This is a genomic window from Methanoculleus sp. UBA303, from assembly GCA_002501655.1.
GTDB lineage: Archaea > Halobacteriota > Methanomicrobia > Methanomicrobiales > Methanoculleaceae > Methanoculleus.
Window position 1 is genome coordinate 38,067 of the sequence record DANY01000041.1, and the last position, 16,812, is coordinate 54,878.

20 protein-coding genes are annotated in these 16,812 nt (G+C 62.7%); 15 read left to right on the forward strand and 5 right to left on the reverse strand.

The genetic code is table 11. The features are described from left to right. Positions 1-29 precede the first annotated feature (29 nt). Positions 30-1,319, forward strand: a complete 1,290-nt coding sequence (locus BP846_RS10070; RefSeq protein ID WP_292394968.1) for an ATP-binding protein — start codon at positions 30-32, stop codon at positions 1,317-1,319. A 1-nt stretch (position 1,320) separates the two neighbouring features. Then, positions 1,321-2,046, forward strand: a complete 726-nt coding sequence (locus tag BP846_RS10075; RefSeq protein WP_292394970.1) for an MBL fold metallo-hydrolase — start codon at positions 1,321-1,323, stop codon at positions 2,044-2,046. A 68-nt stretch (positions 2,047-2,114) separates the two neighbouring features. On the opposite strand, the gene BP846_RS10080 is transcribed toward BP846_RS10075, so the two are convergent. Genes BP846_RS10080 through BP846_RS10095 form a run of 4 tightly spaced genes read right to left on the reverse strand, consistent with a single transcriptional unit; the run spans position 2,115 to position 3,681 of the window. Then, a complete protein-coding gene (locus BP846_RS10080; protein ID WP_292394972.1) occupies positions 2,115-2,324 on the reverse strand; it encodes a hypothetical protein in 210 nt (69 codons plus the stop codon). Positions 2,325-2,381: 57 nt separating this feature from the next. Further along, on the reverse strand, positions 2,382-3,023 hold the full coding sequence (locus tag BP846_RS10085) for a winged helix-turn-helix transcriptional regulator (protein ID WP_292394974.1): 642 nt from the start codon (positions 3,021-3,023) through the stop codon (positions 2,382-2,384). A 3-nt stretch (positions 3,024-3,026) separates the two neighbouring features. Beyond that, the gene (locus BP846_RS10090; protein ID WP_292394976.1) at positions 3,027-3,197 is read right to left on the reverse strand and encodes a hypothetical protein; all 171 of its coding nucleotides are present in this window, start codon (positions 3,195-3,197) and stop codon (positions 3,027-3,029) included. Positions 3,198-3,237: 40 nt separating this feature from the next. Beyond that, positions 3,238-3,681 carry a pre-peptidase C-terminal domain-containing protein gene (locus tag BP846_RS10095; RefSeq protein WP_292394978.1) on the reverse strand — a complete coding sequence of 148 codons (444 nt, stop codon included), beginning with the start codon at positions 3,679-3,681 and terminating at the stop codon, positions 3,238-3,240. 129 nt (positions 3,682-3,810) lie between these two features. Here BP846_RS10095 and BP846_RS10100 point away from each other — a divergent pair, with 129 nt between their 5' ends. The 3 genes from BP846_RS10100 to BP846_RS10110 all read left to right on the forward strand — a co-directional run bounded on the left by BP846_RS10100 (position 3,811) and on the right by BP846_RS10110 (position 5,656). Further along, a complete protein-coding gene (locus BP846_RS10100) occupies positions 3,811-4,287 on the forward strand; it encodes a hypothetical protein (protein ID WP_292394980.1) in 477 nt (158 codons plus the stop codon). Between the two features lie 645 nt (positions 4,288-4,932). After that, complete coding sequence (locus BP846_RS10105; protein WP_292394982.1) at positions 4,933-5,433, forward strand: hypothetical protein; 501 nt, start codon at positions 4,933-4,935, stop codon at positions 5,431-5,433. Between the two features lie 97 nt (positions 5,434-5,530). Further along, positions 5,531-5,656 (forward strand): hypothetical protein, encoded by a 126-nt coding sequence (locus BP846_RS10110; protein ID WP_292394984.1) that lies wholly within the window; start codon positions 5,531-5,533, stop codon positions 5,654-5,656. Positions 5,657-5,674: 18 nt separating this feature from the next. Here the strand turns inward: BP846_RS10110 and BP846_RS10115 are convergent, their stop codons facing one another. Then, positions 5,675-6,604, reverse strand: coding sequence for a ribose 1,5-bisphosphate isomerase (locus BP846_RS10115; RefSeq protein ID WP_292394986.1), 930 nt, complete (start codon positions 6,602-6,604; stop codon positions 5,675-5,677). Between the two features lie 53 nt (positions 6,605-6,657). Between BP846_RS10115 and BP846_RS10120 the strand changes: the two genes are divergently transcribed. Genes BP846_RS10120 through asnB form a run of 10 tightly spaced genes read left to right on the forward strand, consistent with a single transcriptional unit; the run spans position 6,658 to position 16,648 of the window. Next, entirely contained in the window at positions 6,658-7,500 is an 843-nt protein-coding gene (locus BP846_RS10120; protein ID WP_292394988.1) for an HAD family hydrolase, read from the forward strand. Positions 7,501-7,547: 47 nt separating this feature from the next. After that, entirely contained in the window at positions 7,548-9,158 is a 1,611-nt protein-coding gene (gene atwA / locus BP846_RS10125; RefSeq protein WP_292394990.1) for a methyl coenzyme M reductase system, component A2, read from the forward strand. A gap of 10 nt (positions 9,159-9,168) precedes the next feature. Continuing rightward, the gene (gene mmp3, locus BP846_RS10130) at positions 9,169-10,695 is read left to right on the forward strand and encodes a methyl-coenzyme M reductase-associated protein Mmp3 (protein WP_292394992.1); all 1,527 of its coding nucleotides are present in this window, start codon (positions 9,169-9,171) and stop codon (positions 10,693-10,695) included. Continuing rightward, a complete protein-coding gene (locus BP846_RS10135; protein WP_292395093.1) occupies positions 10,695-11,159 on the forward strand; it encodes a methanogenesis marker 6 protein in 465 nt (154 codons plus the stop codon). The genes mmp3 and BP846_RS10135 overlap by 1 nt, the downstream gene beginning before the upstream one ends. Before the next feature lie 5 nt (positions 11,160-11,164). Beyond that, positions 11,165-11,617 (forward strand): methanogenesis marker 5 protein, encoded by a 453-nt coding sequence (locus BP846_RS10140; RefSeq protein WP_292394993.1) that lies wholly within the window; start codon positions 11,165-11,167, stop codon positions 11,615-11,617. After that, positions 11,614-12,852, forward strand: a complete 1,239-nt coding sequence (locus BP846_RS10145; protein WP_292394995.1) for a methanogenesis marker 15 protein — start codon at positions 11,614-11,616, stop codon at positions 12,850-12,852. Before BP846_RS10140 ends, BP846_RS10145 begins: the two co-directional genes overlap by 4 nt. After that, positions 12,853-13,437, forward strand: coding sequence for a methanogenesis marker 17 protein (locus BP846_RS10150; protein ID WP_292394997.1), 585 nt, complete (start codon positions 12,853-12,855; stop codon positions 13,435-13,437). Continuing rightward, positions 13,434-14,375 (forward strand): methanogenesis marker 7 protein, encoded by a 942-nt coding sequence (locus BP846_RS10155; protein WP_292394999.1) that lies wholly within the window; start codon positions 13,434-13,436, stop codon positions 14,373-14,375. Before BP846_RS10150 ends, BP846_RS10155 begins: the two co-directional genes overlap by 4 nt. A 2-nt stretch (positions 14,376-14,377) precedes the next feature. Then, entirely contained in the window at positions 14,378-14,824 is a 447-nt protein-coding gene (locus BP846_RS10160) for a carboxymuconolactone decarboxylase family protein (protein WP_292395001.1), read from the forward strand. A gap of 12 nt (positions 14,825-14,836) precedes the next feature. After that, complete coding sequence (gene asnB / locus BP846_RS10165) at positions 14,837-16,648, forward strand: asparagine synthase (glutamine-hydrolyzing) (RefSeq protein WP_292395003.1); 1,812 nt, start codon at positions 14,837-14,839, stop codon at positions 16,646-16,648. Positions 16,649-16,812: the final 164 nt, after the last annotated feature.

The window sequence follows — 16,812 nt, forward strand, 5'->3', positions numbered from 1 at the left end:
GTCACGCGCCAATATGTCTGCTCATAGATATGACCATTGAAACGGGTACGCGTGACGTCCTGCGCATCATGGAACTCCTCCTCACCGCGGAGATATTCAACCGGAATGAGGAACTCGGCATCAACGACCTCCATCCGCGCTGCCGGGGGTTCTTCGGCGCCGGGAGCGGCGGGAGCACCGAGGTGAAGCGTCCCCTGATCGTGAGCGAGGGGGCGATCAGGAAGGTGCTCGGCAGCCCGGACGTCGTCTGCCAGGCCGTCCGCCAGAACCCGTTCGTCGGCTACGACGAGTTCGGGCAGCGCCTGAGCCTGCCCTCGCTCGACGCAGCGGCGGGATGGTTCCTCAAAAAGGGCGGGATCCCAAGGATTGGGGAAAACCCCGTCCTTGCATACTTTTTTGAAGGAAAGGACGGCATCGCCGCCCGTTACCAGGACGTCCGGGCGAAGAACCCCCGGTTCGAGGATACTAAAGAGTACATGGAGGCGAAGGTCTCCCGTCTCATCGGGGAGAGCGAGGAGATGCGGGAGGCCCGCGACCTGATCATCATCAGTGCCCCGGACGAGGTCGAGTTCTCGCTTGACAAACTGGTCTGCACCCCGCGGCAGGAGGAGACCATCAGAAAGATCGCTGTCGCCCTCGAGCACCGGGAATTCTTAAAGGAGCACGGGATCTACGAGTTCGGCCGGCTCCTCTTCGTCGGCCCGCCCGGCACCGGGAAGACGTCGCTCGCGCTCGCGATGTCCCGGAAACTTCATATGCCGGTGCTTGAGGTCCGTCTCGCGATGGTCACCTCCCAGTACCTGGGCGAGACATCGAAGAACATCGACCGTATCTTTGACCTCGCGAAGAAACTCGCCCCCTGCATCCTCTTCATCGATGAGTTCGACTTCGTCGCAAAGACCCGGGTCAGCGACGACCACGGCGCGATGAAGCGTGCAGTGAACATGCTCTTAAAGAACATCGACCAGATCAGTTTCGTGAAGAACGGTGTCCTCCTCATCGGGGCGACGAACCACCCCCGCATCCTCGACGAGGCGGCGTGGCGGCGGTTCGACGAGGTTGTGGAGTTCCCACTTCCCGACCAGGCGATGCGGCAGGCGATCATCGAGAAGGTCGCCGCCACCATCGACTGCGACTGCGACTTCGCGGACCTCGCCGCCCGGACGGAGGGGTTCTCGGGCTCTGATATACGGATGATGATGAAGGAGGCGGTGATGTCGGCCCTGATGGAGGACCGGCGCCACCTTGACCCGGTGGACATCGAGCAGGGACTCATCAGGGTCGAGGAGCGCAACGTCATCCGCGGCATCGGATACTGATATGCAGATCACGCTGCTCGGGACCGGCGACGCCATCGGGACGCCGAAGGTGGGATGTGACTGCGAGACCTGCCGGGCGATGACGGCCGCGGGGAGATCAAGGCTCCGGACATCCCTCCTCATCGAGACGGGGGATAGGCACATTCTTATAGAGTCGTCGCCGGACCTGCGGCAGCAGCTCCTCCGGGCCTGCTCGCCCCACATCGACGCGGTCCTCTGGTCGCACGGCCACTACGACCACTTCATCGGTTTTGGGGAGTTCTACCGGGTGCAGAAGGTGCCGCCGGCCTACGCGGCGCCGCCGGTGATAGACTACTGCTCCGGCTACCTCCATTTTTTGCCGTTCGAGAAGCACCCGGTTCCGGTGTATGAGCCGTTCGACCTCTTCGGCGTGACCTTCACGTTCTTTCCCGTGAACCACCCCCCGGTCTACACCTGCGGGCTCCTGATCGAGCACGACGGTGTCACGGTCGCCTATACCGCCGACACGAGGGAGGATATCCCGAAGGCAAGCCGGGATCTCCTCCGCGGCACCGGTATCGACCTCCTCTTCGTGGATGCCATCGCTCCCGAGGGCTACAATATCAGCAAGCACATGAACTATACGGAGGCGGTCCGGTTCGCCCGCGATGTCGGGGCCCGGGACTACCGGTGCGTCCACATGAGCCACCTGGTGCCGCCGGGGATGCCGCATGCCGGCTACGATATGGAGACGTTCTGCTGGTGATTACTTGGCTTTTTCTCCTAACTGGTGCGGAGGTGATACAGCCTCTCGCGAAGAGCCGTGAAGGGAAGTCAGCGGTTTGACCTCAAGAGAGGCTTCCTCGGAACTTTAGCGAAGTACTGGGTCAACGCATCGAGGGAGGTGACTTTCGCCGGGCAGTTCTCCGGCGACTGTGCGTAGGAGCCGGTACGATCCGGGGGGTTCGACCGGCCGCAATCAAGGACCAGTTCCGGTGGGGAGATGAATACCGTGAACTTCACCGGGATATTCTCAATTCCCATGTCCTTCGCCCGTTCATCATCACTCCGGAAGTTGTATTCAGGAAAACACGCCCATGTCTACCCCGTCGGGACCTCGCGGCCCCTTGCGGTGGGACAACGCTCCATGCTGGGGTTTCCGGGGAAGGGAACGTCTCTAGCGTGCCGGTCGAGATACTCCCGGGCTCCTTTGGAGAGCCGGTAGCGGACGAACCGCCCGTCCCTCTCTACGGTGACGATCCCTTCTACCTCGAACGCCTGCATGTGCCGGGAGATCGTGGGGCCGGAGAGCCCGAGCTGTTCTGCGACGTCGTTCCGGATTGCATCAGGAGATCCGAGGAGACACCCGAGCACCGCCCGGGAGGGTTCTTCCCGCAGGCTGATGAGAATGCGCTGTTCGAGGTCGGTATACCTCTGGTTCCGCGCAAAGAGCCCGGTGCGGCTCCGGTAGTCCACGGCGGCCACCTTGCCTTCCCGGATGAGCGTATCGAGGTGGTACCGGAGCCGCCCCCGCGATGCACCCGTCAACTCGCCGAGTTCCCCGGCACCTGCACCCGGGTTGGCGGCGATCTGTCGGTAGAGGTCGAGCCGGAAGTCGTCGTCGAGGACGGTGCGCCTTGTTATCCGCCGGAAACCGAGCGACGCGAGGAGGCTGAGCGCGTAGAAGAGTTCCCCCATATACGGGACCCCGGGCAGGACCGCGAGCAGGAAGTAGAGGAGCATCTCCTAGGGCGACAGGTCCCAGAACGTGTTCTCCTCGAAATCATGCCACTCGCCGGTGTACTCCTCCGTCACCGGCTCGACCGTGTAACGAGCGGCTGCCGTGCCCGGTAGTGCGATACCTGCGAGGACTACGGCAGCGAGAAGAATGGAAGAGATCCGGCTCCACCGCACCATGCTGGAGGGTCGCCGGAAGAGATGTTCAACGTTCCGATATTCACCGCCAGGCGATCGTGTAGTCCTCTGTCCCGGTGACCCTGTCTCCATAGACCGCAAATTGCCATGTCCCTGGGTGCAGGCCGACAGAGTCCTTTATGCGTAGGTATATCCTCCCGTTCACGCCGTCGTATGCGTCGTAATACGGCCCGAGCACGGCATCCGGCGCGTACACCGTCAGCCGAAGCGAGTCGGACGAATCGCCCCAGTTCAGGTCGACGATGAGTTCCGTTGTGCCTGCGGGAACATAGGTCGAGTACCAGTCCGTCTCGCCCTGCACGATGCTGCCGGCGTTCATCGGCATAAACACCGGGCTGTCTTCGAGCACCGTATCCCCGGCCGGGGTTACGATGTAGTTGTGACTTTCGGTCTCTTGCGCTGCGACGGCCGGGACCAGCAGAGTCGCGACGATCATGATAACTGTTGTGATTCTGTAGAGTTCCATAGAGCCTCTTAAAGGAGTTTCTAAAACTCCTATATGCCTTTTACGGCCACTGCAGCTACATGTCGCGCGATATGTAGCTGCAGTGGCCGTAAACTATATCCGACCTTGTTCCCTGACAAAAGAGCGTGGATGCCGGAACGGTGCCCCGCGGGGCTGGGAGTCTCAATCGGAGCCGTGGTCCCGGCAGGCCTCTTCATCGCAGTGATCTGTATGGTGGTTACCTCATTCTGGCCCGGTGGAGAGGTGCATGTAATAGATGCAGCAAGTGGGCGTATCGTCTTCTGCGAGGACGCCACCCCCGGCACCTATGCTCTGGGGAGGGCCCGGATCGACTCCGACCTCAACGAGACGGTCGTATCTCCTATCGTGGATATCGTGACCGGGCTCGGCAGGAACACGTTTACGGTAACATGCACCAACCGGAGCTGCGGCATCTTCGATCCCGCCCGTGGCTTGTTTACGCTGGCCGTCCGGGACGCCGCGGGCAGGCAGTACAGCGAATCCGTTGCCCTGAACCGGGCTGGTACGGAGATGCTGTCCGTCTCTTTCGTCGCGGAGGAGGCAGGCGAGGGAAAATATCGGATCTCCGCGACGAGCATCCGGTAGGGTGGGTAATGATGCTGGTGCATGCACCGGACCAACCGGACCATAATGCAGGCCCGTTCGGGACGGACCGGACTCTCCGGGGGACCGCATGACGGCGGAGCGGGTCTTCATCGTAGCCCGGAAAGAGTTCGCCGACCGCGTCACGGGCTGGCATTACCTGGCCGTTCTCGCCCTGTTCCTGGGCCTCTTGCCCTGGTGGGGACGTATACCGGGGTTGAGAACTACCAGAGTGCTGTCAACCTCTCTCCGCAGATGGTCGCCAACCCCCTCATCCAAAGAGTTCAGAGTTCGCCTGGAGCGACCCTTGAAGGATACGCTCGGCCGGATCTAGTCGAGCGTTGCGGCGCTGACTATCTATCCTGTCGTCTTCTTCACCTCGCGTATACGAGGTTCATGCGGATGGATATCCGGTGACGGGCGGGAACGGCCTGATACCTGAATGCGCACACTCCTAGGCAGGATTTTTGGCATCCTCAGTCTGTGGCTGGTATCTGATTCGAGCGTCGGTGCACTGCGCCTTGATACTGTGTGAACCCGACTTTTCCCCGGCCGGGGCCTTCGAACGCCCGGATGTGTAACTGATTGTCACAGAATAGGTATATGAGAGAACGTCGACGCCCCAATCAGGGAAACTGCACGAATTGCGTGACCATCAACAAAACCAGCTGCACCCTCGTGACGGTGCTTCTCTTCCTGGCCTGTGCGGCAGCATCGGTGGGGTGTACCGGGACGGACGCCGGTGGAAACGGACTGGCTGCACCGACGCCGCCGGAGGCGACGGCGTCACCCCGGGAGGCGCCGGCCCAACCATCGTCGGACGGCTTGCTCGGCGAGGAGGAAGTGCGTTCTCTCGCCGCGGCCGCACTGGAGCGGGAGATCCCCGGGATCCGGATCGAGCGGATGGCTGCCGAGCCGTACGACGTGCAGACCTATGGCGACGTCTGGCGGTTCCGGGTGAAAGCGGAAGACGACCCCGATCCGAGAGGTGATATCCAAGTATGGATTGATGCCGCTGACGGGGAGATGGTGTACTTCCAGGATGCCCGTGACTATTACCGGTCCACCGCCCCGCAATCACGATCGATGTGGCGGAAGAGATTGCCGCTGCGTATCTCCGGGAACGAAGCGAGAGTTCGAATGTCGTGAAGACCGTCGCTGTACTCTCTACGGTAGATACAGCGCGGGGTTCGCGAAACGGCCCATATCATTGGACGCCATTTTCGGGGCGCCCTACCCGGAGGTGTTGCTCTTCCTTCCGGCCCCGCCCTTCGCGGCGATCGCGATGCTGTTTGCCGGGCTGAAGAACGGCACCGGCATAGCGTTCAGCCTCCCGGTCACCCCGGTCTTCCCTGTCAGGGCGTGCCTCTGAGAGAGTCCGGAGCACGACCTACCGCAGCTCCTCGATCTTCCACCCCAGGTAGTCTCTGATGACCAGATACGCAAGCTCCGGCGGGATCGCCCCCCGCTCGGTGACGATCAGGTCGATGTACTCCGCGGGCGTCACGTCGAACGCCGGGTTCCTGACTCGCACGAAAGGAAGTCTCTCAACCTCCTCCCGGGGGAGCACCTCCCCCGGGTCCCGCTCCTCGATCTCGATCTTCTCGCCGAGGATGGTCCGGGGCGCGAACTTGTAGGTCTCCGCCGCAACGATGACGTTCGTCCTGGCCTCGTTTGCGGCATGGGCGATCTGGGCGGTCCCGATCTTGTTGATCACCGCACCGTTCACCGCAATGGCGTCGGCACCGACGATAACGAGGTCGACATCATTGATGAAGTAGCGGACCGCCGAGTCGATGATATAGTTTGTGCGGATCCCGGCATCGTTCAGAGTTCTGATGGTGATGAGCCCCTGGCCCCGTGGGCGAACTTCCGTCGCGTAGACCTCGATCTCCTTCCCCTGTCGGTGTGCCTCGAGAATGCACCCGAGCGCCGCCTCGGAGTTGCAGTGGGTCAGGAGGACGTCGCCGTCGGATATGTGGCGTGCCCCGATCTCCGCTATCCGCTCGACCGCGTGCTCCGAGTGGTCGACGAACTCCGCCGCCCGCGCAAGGACCGCGCCCCGTGCGGCTGGGACGGACTCAAACGAGTCCAGGGCCCGCATCACGCTCCTCACCGCGTTCGGGAGCGAGACGGCGGTCGGGCGGGTTCTGGTGAGGGTATCGGCCGCTCTCTGCATCTCCCGCTTGAACGTCTCGGGGTCGTCAACGTCCAGATTTCGGGCGTAATCTGCCAGCGCCTCCACCGCCGCCCGGGCGATCCTGCCGGCGCCCCGGATCTCCATATTCTTTATGCTTGCTGCCGTCTCACTCAGTAACATAGTAGTTCATTCAGATGACCAGAGACCACATAGACTTATTGATGTGAGAATACATGTCGGTAGCCGTTGTTTTTGATAGTGCGGGCACACTTCTCCGGACTTACCGTGTAGCACGGGATATCCTTAAGGATGAGATACTGACCGAGGTCGAGACCACGACCATCACCTTCGGGGCCGAGGCGAGAGTGCTTGTCGTCCTCCACCTCCACTCCCGCGACGTCATCGAGGCGCCTCCCGACCAGCTCCTCTCGGCGTTCTTCCTCGAACGGTCGGTCGGCTTTGGAGTGGCCTGTTCCCGGCGGGTCATCCCTGCCGAGGCGGTCGCGGATATCCTCTATGCCGACGGACATGCCCGCGTTGGTGATATGCAGGCCTGTATCAGGCAGGTCTGGAGCTGCTGCAAGAGAGAGTCGATCGTCACCATGAACAGCGGCGTGATCCTGAACATGGATATCCCCGGGATCGAGTTCGCGGTGACGACCGGCGGGAGGCCGTTTGACGGTGCGAGAGAGGCCATCAGCGAACTGCACCGGATGGGCGTCCCCGCATACATTGCGTCCGGTGACCGCGTCACCAAACTCGAACGGATGGGCGACTACCTCGGCATTCCCCGGGAGCGGGTCTATGGCGTTGCCACGCCCTCGATGAAGGCCCGGATCGTGGAAGACCTCAAAGAGCAGTATGATAAGGTCGTTATGGTCGGGGATGCCATCAACGATCTCCACGCCTTCCGGAAGGCGGATCTCGCCGTGCTCACCGAACAGCAGTCCGATCGGAAACCCGATATACTCTACGCAAGCGCCGACCGGGTGATCCGGAACGTCAGTGAGGTGCCCGGTATTGTGGCGGAACTCCTCACAGACACCACGGCGACCGGGAAAAGTGCAACAATATAAACCCTAATATGATACCACGAGAAGACTAATTTAACGAGGAGCTCAAGATGACCCCACTCATTACGGTGAAGGACCTCTGCATGGAGTTCGATGGGACCATTGTACTCAAAAATATACATTTCGAAGTGGCAGAGGGGGAGACAGTCGGCATTATCGGAAGAAGCGGGGCCGGCAAGACCGTTCTTATGCACCTCATGCGGGGTGTGGACCAGCCCCCGACACGGGGAGCGATCATCTACCATATCGTCGCCTGCGAGGAGTGTGATTACATCGGCGTCCCGAGTGAGGCAGGGAAGCCGTGTCCCGTCTGTGGGGGCGAACTCAAGCCCGCGGACGTCGACCTCTGGGCGGACGAGAGTGCGATGATGAAACGGCGGATCATGCGAAGAACCGCCATCATGTTCCAGCGGACGTTCGCCCTCTACGGCGACGACCGGGTGATCGAGAACGTCCTGCGGGCGCTCGACGATATCGGCTATCCGGGAGAAAAGGCGGTCAGCAGGGCCGCCGACCTCATCGACCAGGTCAGGCTCTCCCACCGGATGATGCACATCGCCCGGGACCTCTCCGGCGGCGAGAAGCAGCGGGTAGTGCTCGCCCGGCAGCTCGCCAAGAATCCATTCATGCTCTTTGCGGATGAGCCGACCGGGACGCTCGACCCGGAGACCGCCACGCTCGTTCACCGCATGCTCATCGAGAGCGCGCAGAAGAACGATATGGCGATGGTGGTCACGTCGCACTTCTCAAACGTCATCGAGGACGTCGCGGACCGGGCGATCTTCCTTGAAGGCGGGGAGATTAAAGAGATAGGGAACCCGGCGGAAGTCATCCGTCGGTTCATGGAGGACTACAGCGACCTCGAGCAGTACCAGCCAGGGGAGGTCGGCGAGAAGATCCTGGTCGCCCGGGATGTGGTCAAGCGCTACCTCTCGGTTGACCGGGGCGTGGTCAGGGCGGTCAACGGCGTCTCCTTCGATGTCGCTGAACAGGAGATCTTCGGGATCATCGGCAAGAGCGGCGCGGGCAAGACAACCCTCTCCCGGATCATATCCGGGATCCTCGAACCCACCAGCGGCGAGATGAACGTCCGGATCGGGGACGACTGGGTCGACATGACCAAACCCGGCATCGAGCGCCGGGGCCGGGCGAAGGGCTACATCGGGCTTCTCCACCAGGAGTACGACCTCTACCCGCACAGGACGGTGCTCGACAACCTCACCGACGCTATAGGCCTCGAGTTCCCGAAGGAGCTTGCGATGAGGAAAGCGATCATCACCCTCGGGATGGCCGGTTTTGCCCCCGAGATGAGCCGGGAGATCCTGGACCGCTATCCCGCTCAGCTCTCTGAAGGTGAGAAGCACCGGGTGGCGCTGGCCCAGGTTCTCATCCGCGAGCCCCTGCTCGTCGTCCTCGACGAGCCGACCGGCACGATGGACCCCATAACGAAGATCGACGTGAAACACTCGATCCTCCACGCCCGCGAGGAGATGGACGAGACGTTCATCGTGGTCTCCCACGACATGGAGTTCGTGCGAGACATCTGCGACCGCGTCGCCCTCATGCGGGGGGGTAAGATCATCAAGATGGGCCCGACGGAAGAGGTGCTTGCTCACCTCACCGAGGATGAGCGAAAGGTGATGGGGGCCGGCACCCCCTGAGGTATGGACGATGGAGATTCACCTGGACGGAGAGCGTATAGAGGTTCCGGCGGGCGCCCGACTCGGGGATATCCTCCCCGGACGGGACGTCCGGTGCAGCGTCGCCGTCATCCTCCCGACACTCGAGGAGGATGCAGCGGAGTCACAGGAGGTCAGGTTCGTCACCTCGGCCGGCGATATGGTCGTCGAGATGGCGGACCCGGGGGTAGTCTCCCGGCTCTTCCGGCCTGGGCTTGCCGAGCGGCTCCGCCTGCACTGGCAGGACCGCTACGCCGCCGCCTTCGGGCCGTTTGAGTCCGGTGTCCGGCCTGCACGGGAGCCGGGCCGGTACGAGCGGGGTGACGTGATCCTCGGGTGCGGCGGCTATGACCCAACCCAATCCTACCTGATCTTCGCCCGCATGCGGCATACGGCCGACTACGGCGCCCCGGCGGACGGCGGTGTCATCGGCAGGGTCGTCACCGGTCGGGGGCTGCTCGACCGTATCGCCGAAGGCGATCGGATCATCGAGGTCGAGCGGATATTCAGGCATGCCGACCGGTCGCACGCGGTCATAACCCACGATGCGGCGTTTCAGCTCGAGGACGGGATGCAGGTCATCTCCTATGTGGAGGGTGAGGTACTGGGCTTCGGGGGCGACGGGATAGATACCCGGGTCGCCCGGAGTGTCGAGCACTTCCTTCTCTCCGTACAGAGCGGCAGATTCCTGGTGGATCGTTCGAGCAGCACCCACATCGCCGATGCGCATCTGGTCCCGACGAAGGTCCCGGCGGAGTTCTCCGGTCCGAGGCTCGAGGGGACCATTACGGTCAGGACTGCCGGGAAATCTTCCGGGGCGGTCTACATCTACACGCAGGGCGTATCGGCAAGCCCGGCGCACACCGTCGTTGGGCGGGTGGTCCACGGTATCGAGCTCGTGCGGTTTGCCGGTGAAGGCGACCTCCTTGCCATCCGGGTCGAGCCGGAGCAGTTCGACCTGGTCGGCTTCACGCTTGCCGGGGCTGAGGAGTTTGTCGCCCGGCGGGGAGTCTCGCTCACCGCCGATGCGGCCGAAGGGGACCGGGTGGTCGTCGGCCAGACCCCGGCAACGACACTCGAGGTGCTTGCCGCCGGGGCGGTCCGGGTCGCAACGGAGCCGTCTGACCACGTCATCAGCATCACCCTCGACGAGGCGGCCGCGCCCCGGTCGGTCACGATCTTCCGTGAGGTGACCGGGCTCAAGCATCATGCCGTCGGGAAGATGCCGCTCGTCTTCAGGTTCGAGGACGTCTCCCTCTTCAAACCGAAGATCGGAAAGGGTGTCGGTATCATACCGGAGAACACTCCCGCGGGCGAGGTGCCGGCGTTCACCCTCGCGATGACGAACGACTCGCGACGGGGCGCAGGCATGGTCGGTATTCGCACGACACCGAACGCCGAGTTCGGCCCGACCGCCGAGCCGCTTACGGGCACGAACGTCATCGGGAAGGTGCTCGACGCGGGGAACCTTGCCGGGATGCGCGAAGGAACAACAGTATACGTGAGAGAGGTGAAATGATGGCCGGGTACACTCCGGACTACGTCGGCACGGTGACCAAATACGTCTTCGTCGAGTCGCCGTCCATGACTCCCGGCGAGCTCGCGCTCAGGGCGTATGAGGCGTCCGAAGGTGTCCTGATCAAGGAGACGTGTTTCGGGCTGCAGGTGACGGGTGAACCTGAGGCAGTCGACCACCTCATCGCGGAGATCCGCACGTTCGACCCCACCCACATCTTCGTCAAGGACCGGGGGTTCCCGCCCGGGGATCCCAGGCGTTGCCGGGCGAACCTCGGCGGAGCGCGGCCGGGCTACCTCGGCCACGAGCGTGAATTCCGTATTCTCCGCTACATCACCCACGGCCTTGAAGAGGTCGAGCGGCGGGGGGAGGAGGCGGGGGTGCCGGATGCGGCGCCTGCACGCGAGAAGAAACCGTTACTCGATATCAAACGATTACAAGAACTGATAGATACAGAGGAGTCCTGAATACAATGGCAAAGGTGTTTATCTACCCTGCAACGAGCCTCATTCTCTCCGATCTTGTGGCCCGGTTCGGCCACAAACCGCTCGGTGCAGCCCTCGGTATCCGGGAGCGGATACAGACTGCCGGGATCGACTCCCCGCCCCTGCAGATCACGCCCGAAGAGCCGAAACGCGGCCTGAAGTACGCGGCTGTCGAGGTGCCGTCCGGCGTCCGGGGGCGGATGGCGATCTACGGCCCTCTCATCGAGGAGGCCGAGGCCGCGGTCATCGTCACCGACGCTGACCTTGCGTTCGGGTGCATGGGGTGCGCCCGCACCGACGAGTTGATCCTCTTCTCCCTGCGTCAGAGCGGTATACCAATTCTGGAACTGAAGTATCCCACAAACGAGGACGAGGGTGTGCAGTTCGTCGCTGCCATCAAGACATTTCTCGCAAGTCTCCCGAAGGAGGGTGAAGCGTGAGCCGGAAGGTGCGGATTGCCCAACTCTCCTGCGGGCCGGAGTACAGCGGCGTCCAGAAGGAGATCTACGATGCCGCCGAGGCGGTGGGCGCGGAGGTCTTCTTCCCCGACATCGCGCTTGCCGATGTCGAGCGAGCTGTTGACAAATTCGGGCTGGACGTCCGGAGCGCCGACTTAAAACTCATGATCGCCCGGGGTATGGCGCTCGTGGACGGGAAGGTGGATGCCGACGGGGTCTTCATCGGCACATGTTTCCGGTGCGCCGAGGCGGCGATCGTCCGAAACGAGCTCCGCCGGTATATCCCCGAACACTCGAGGCTGCCGGTGGTGAGTTACTCCTTCACCGAGCGGACGACCGCGGGGACCCTTCTCACGAGGATGGAGGCCCTGACCACCATCGCACGGCGGAGAGCGCTCCTTGCCCGTGAGGAGCAGACCGGGATCACGATGGGTGTCGACTCGGGGTCGAGCACCACAAAGGCGGTCGTGATGAAGGATAACAAGATCGTCGGCACCGGCTGGCATCCGACGACCGAGGTGATCGCAAGCGCCGAGAGCGCGGTTGTGGATGCGCTCGATATGGCGGGCCTCACCCGCGACGACATCCAGGCGATCGGGACGACCGGATACGGGCGGTTCCTTATAGGGAAGCACTTCGGGGCCGACCTGATCCAGGAGGAGTTGACGGTGAACTCGAAGGGCGCCGTCTACCTCGCCGGCCACCAGCGGGGCCCCTCGACCGTCATCGATATCGGCGGCATGGACAACAAGGCGATCAGCGTGATCGATGGTATCCCCGGGACCTTCACGATGGGCGGGATCTGTGCAGGCGCGAGCGGCCGGTTCCTGGAGATGACCGCAAAGCGTCTCGGTGTGGACATCACCGAGCTCGGTCCGCTCGCCATGAAGGGCATGGGGAAGAACGTCTCGATGAACAGTTACTGCATTGTCTTCGGGACGCAGAGCCTGGTGAACGCTCTCGCTGCCGGGAGCTCGCGGGAGGATGTGGCGGCTGCGGCCTGCCACAGTGTTGCGGAACAGGTCTTTGAGCAGCAGCTGCAGGAGATCGATATCAAAGAGCCGGTGATCATGGTGGGCGGCACCTCGCTGATCGAGGGACTGGTCTATGCGATGGGCCAACTCCTGCAGACCGAGATCGTCGTCCCGCCCTACTCGCAGTATATCGGCGCGGTCGGGTCGGCCCTGCTATCATCCGGATTCATCCAGGGAGAGTAGATGCCCCCGTTGAACTACTTCGTTGTCGAGTCTCCTGATGCGGTCGGGAGAGAGGCCTATGAGCGGATCGCGGCCGATGTCCTCCAGGACCTCGACCTGATCAAGGTGATCGACCGGCTTCATATCTACGTCGACCCGAAGGTGCCGATATTTGTCGCCGCAGGAATACTTCGCCATATGCCGCGGGCTATCCGGGTCAGCGACTTTGCTAACGTCAACCCCGGCGAGAAAGGGATCGTGATTGATATCGGCGATGAGACCTACCTTGCACCACTGCTCCAGAAACTCTGGGCCCGCTACGGGAAGGAGAACGTCGACCAGCCTGACCGGTTCACAATCGTCCTCCCGGCGGGGGTAGCCGGGGAAGAGGACCTCGAGCATGTGGTGGTCGCCGACCCGAGCGAGACGCTCTATAAGGACGTCATCTACGCTCTGCAGTACATCGCTCCCGAGGGGTTCAAGGTCCGCCGTCAGTACATCAGGGACGAGAAGTTTTACTATGTAGCAAGCGAGGATACCCTGCCTGGCGACATCGTGGAGACGATGGTAAGACCGATCTTTGCAAAGATGGGGGTGACGCTGTGACGACGCTGGTACCGGTGACCTACAAGGGAGGCGTCTACCGGCACGACGAGATCATGGACCTTATCGACGACCTCGGGGGCTACATCGTGCAGAAGCATGTCATGGCTCAGGACGTCGTGCTCCAGTCGTTCGTGCCGCGGGATGATATCGACCTGATACGGGAGGTTGCTAAACCGCTTGCCGGCGAGGTGACCGAGGCGCCCCTCGTCGGAACCGAGATCGCTGTGGTCAGCCCGAGCCTGGAGATCCACCACCTCCCCCATACTGCCTGTGATATCGCCGAGTACCTCCGGCGGTCCGGCGCGAAGACGAATATGGTCGGGCTCGCCCGGGGATTTGGAAAACGGATAGCAAACTTGAACGATGAGGAGCGGGATATCATCAACGAGCACGATCTCGCTGTCTACGCCCTCGGAAACTTCGAGGAGTGTATCCGGCAGAAGTTCCCGGTGCTCCGGCAGGGGATCCACGTGCCGATCGTGGTGACCGGAGCCCCGGACCGCGAGACCCTGATGCGGATCATCGACCCTTCTGTTGAGGGTTACGTTGGGGGCGTCGGCAGGATCATGCACCGGTTCAAGCGCCCTGAAGAACTCGCGAAACTCGACGAACTGGTGGACGAGGTCTCCCGCACCCTGGATGCCCGGCGGGACGACCTCGCGAGGGACCCGCTCTCTATCTTCCCGCCCCGCCTGATGGCGATCATCGGGGAGCGGATCCAGGAGGTCAGCATGCTGACGCACCCTACGCCGGTGACCGCCCAGATGGAGGGCCTGCGGGTGAAGCTCCCCTATGACCTGTATGCCGATGATATGCGGTTGCTTGAGGTCGCGGACGGGATCACCATCGGGGATATCGCCGACGTTAAGCCGTCACGGATGCGCAATTACATATTGATACGGATTAAACCCTTCTCAGAGACCAGGATATTGGTGTAGCGATGGATTTTGAGAAGATACTCACGAGGGTTGCAGAACGGGGGTCGGACGTCATAGCGGGAGAACTCCTCCGGGAGATCGAGGCCGAGTACGGCAGAGTCCCCCTTATATTTGAGCGGATGGCGGAGCGGCCCGAGATCCTCATCTCGCATCTGCTGTATAAGGGCGCCGTGGTCGAGACCAGCCAGCTCGAACCGAAGACGATCGAGCTGATCAGCCTCGCGGTGGGCGCCGCCCTCAAGTGCAGCCACTGCGTCGAGTACCACATGCAGTCGGCGATGGCGAAGGGTGCAACCCGGGCCGAGATCCTGGAGGTGATCCTGATCGCAGGAATGCTCGCGAACTCCGCGGTCCTCGCTGACGCATACCGGGTGGTGAACGGATCGACCCCCTGCGCACCCTGCGACATCAACGGCACGGGCCTGGACAAGACCTGTTCTGACGAGTGATAGGGTCCTGGTATGTGCGGTATCGCCGGGCAGTTTGCCCTGAACGGAGAGCGGGCGGATGCGGACCTCGTCGGGGCCATGGCGGAGCGACTTCTCCACCGCGGGCCTGACGGCGAGGGGAGCTTCTTCTCCGGCCCGGTAGGGCTCGCCCACCGCCGTCTTGCGATCATCGACCTCTCCGACGAAGGCCGGCAACCGATGGCGAATGAAGACGGGTCGCTCCAGATCGTCTTCAACGGTGAGGTCTACAACTACCCCGAACTCCGGGAGGAACTCCTTGCTGCCGGCCATCGCTTCGCCACTGCAACCGATACGGAGGTGATCCTGCACGCCTACGAGGAGTGGGGGAGGGACTGCCTCGCCCGGTTCAACGGGATGTGGGCGTTCGCCCTCTGGGACGAGCGTCGCCGCGAACTCTTCTGCGCCCGGGACCGCCTGGGCGTCAAGCCGTTTTACTATACCCTGGCCGGAGGATCGTTCCTCTTCGCCTCGGAGATCAAGGCGCTCCTCGCGCATCCTGCGGCGGGCCGGAGACCGAACGACCGGATGCTCTCGACGTTTCTTGCGTGGGGGGTTGCGGACCATACCGGGGAGACGATGTACGAAGGCATCTTCCAGCTCCCGCCGGCCCATTTCATCGTCATCTCCGGGGCGGGCGCCGGGGAACCGCACCGCTACTGGGATGTTGTGATGAACGGCGCTCCACGTTCGGCCGGCATCGACGATGAGGCCGCCGCCCGGGAGGTCCGGGACCTTCTGACCGATGCTGTCCGGCTCAGGCTCAGAAGCGACGTCCCAGTCGGCACCTGCCTCTCGGGGGGGATCGACTCGTCGACGGTCACCGCCCTGATCAACGTTCTCCTGCGGGCCGAGCGCCCGGAGAGCGTCGGGAACCGGCAGAAGACGTTCTCGGTCTGTTTTGATGATCCCCGGTTCGACGAGAGCAGGCATATCGATACGGTGGTTGCGGCGACGGGGGTCGCGAGCCACCGGACCACCCCTGATACGGAGGGGCTCTGGGAGGATATCGGGAGGCTCCTTTATATGCAGGACGAGCCGTTTGCGTCGCTCTCGATATACGCTCAGTACTGCGTGATGCGGCTTGCCCAGAGCGAGGTGAAGGTTGTCCTCGACGGGCAGGGTGCCGACGAGCAGCTCGGCGGGTATATCGCCTACCAGATGCCGTATATCCGGGGGCTCCTCCGGCGGGGAGAGATACTCGCGGCTCTCCGCGAGGCCCTCGGCAGCGCGAGGCACCACCGGTCTTTCTTCTCGTGGGCGGCCCGGCAGTCCCGGGTCCGGTCGGAGCGGCGGGGGCTTCTCCAGGGATCCCCACCGGAGGTCCTCCGGTATGCGGGATCGCTCGATGCGGTGCTGAAGCGAGAGGTCGTCGCCTCAAACCTCCCCCTCTTGCTGCACTGGGAGGACCGGAACTCGATGGCGTTCTCGATCGAGGCGCGGGTCCCGTTCCTCGACTACAGGCTGGTGGAGTACCTTGCAGGGCTCCCGCTCGACCAGAAGGTCCGCTGCGGCGTCACGAAGTACGTCCTCCGGCGGGCGATCAGGGGGCTGGTACCCGACGCCATCCGGTGCAGGATGGACAAGATGGGGTTCGTCACCCCCGAGGAGGCCTGGATGAAGGACGAACTTCACCCCCACATCCTTGCCCTCTTCTCCTCGCCGGAGTTCGCGGCCCGGCCCTACTGGGATGCAGAACGGGTACTCCGGAACTACCGGGAATTCCTCGACGGGAAGAGTGCGTATTCCACTGAGTTCTGGCGGATAGCCTGCGCAGAACTCTGGCTCCGGCAGTTTGATGCGTAGGGGATCGGTGGGTGCGGAGTTTCCGGGGCTTGAGCACCGCCGGGTGCTACACAAATATGGTGGGCGTGAGTTCTCAGAAGGTTTGGCCCAAAAACGCTTGAAACGAGGTAAAATGCCGTTACAGTGGATCGCGGGGGAATCGCCGGTAGTGCCCTACGAAACAA

Excerpts from the sequence above, each read along its gene's own strand:
- BP846_RS10070 (WP_292394968.1), top strand. The coding sequence starts at position 30 with ATGACCATTGAAACGGGTACGCGTGACGTCCTGCGCATCATGGAACTC.
- BP846_RS10075 (WP_292394970.1), top strand. The coding sequence starts at position 1,321 with ATGCAGATCACGCTGCTCGGGACCGGCGACGCCATCGGGACGCCGAAG.
- BP846_RS10080 (WP_292394972.1), bottom strand. The coding sequence starts at position 2,324 with ATGGGAATTGAGAATATCCCGGTGAAGTTCACGGTATTCATCTCCCCA.
- BP846_RS10085 (WP_292394974.1), bottom strand. The coding sequence starts at position 3,023 with ATGCTCCTCTACTTCCTGCTCGCGGTCCTGCCCGGGGTCCCGTATATG.
- BP846_RS10090 (WP_292394976.1), bottom strand. The coding sequence starts at position 3,197 with ATGGTGCGGTGGAGCCGGATCTCTTCCATTCTTCTCGCTGCCGTAGTC.
- BP846_RS10095 (WP_292394978.1), bottom strand. The coding sequence starts at position 3,681 with ATGGAACTCTACAGAATCACAACAGTTATCATGATCGTCGCGACTCTG.
- BP846_RS10100 (WP_292394980.1), top strand. The coding sequence starts at position 3,811 with ATGCCGGAACGGTGCCCCGCGGGGCTGGGAGTCTCAATCGGAGCCGTG.
- BP846_RS10115 (WP_292394986.1), bottom strand. The coding sequence starts at position 6,604 with ATGTTACTGAGTGAGACGGCAGCAAGCATAAAGAATATGGAGATCCGG.
- BP846_RS10120 (WP_292394988.1), top strand. The coding sequence starts at position 6,658 with ATGTCGGTAGCCGTTGTTTTTGATAGTGCGGGCACACTTCTCCGGACT.
- atwA (WP_292394990.1), top strand. The coding sequence starts at position 7,548 with ATGACCCCACTCATTACGGTGAAGGACCTCTGCATGGAGTTCGATGGG.
- mmp3 (WP_292394992.1), top strand. The coding sequence starts at position 9,169 with ATGGAGATTCACCTGGACGGAGAGCGTATAGAGGTTCCGGCGGGCGCC.
- BP846_RS10135 (WP_292395093.1), top strand. The coding sequence starts at position 10,695 with ATGGCCGGGTACACTCCGGACTACGTCGGCACGGTGACCAAATACGTC.
- BP846_RS10140 (WP_292394993.1), top strand. The coding sequence starts at position 11,165 with ATGGCAAAGGTGTTTATCTACCCTGCAACGAGCCTCATTCTCTCCGAT.
- BP846_RS10150 (WP_292394997.1), top strand. The coding sequence starts at position 12,853 with ATGCCCCCGTTGAACTACTTCGTTGTCGAGTCTCCTGATGCGGTCGGG.
- BP846_RS10160 (WP_292395001.1), top strand. The coding sequence starts at position 14,378 with ATGGATTTTGAGAAGATACTCACGAGGGTTGCAGAACGGGGGTCGGAC.
- asnB (WP_292395003.1), top strand. The coding sequence starts at position 14,837 with ATGTGCGGTATCGCCGGGCAGTTTGCCCTGAACGGAGAGCGGGCGGAT.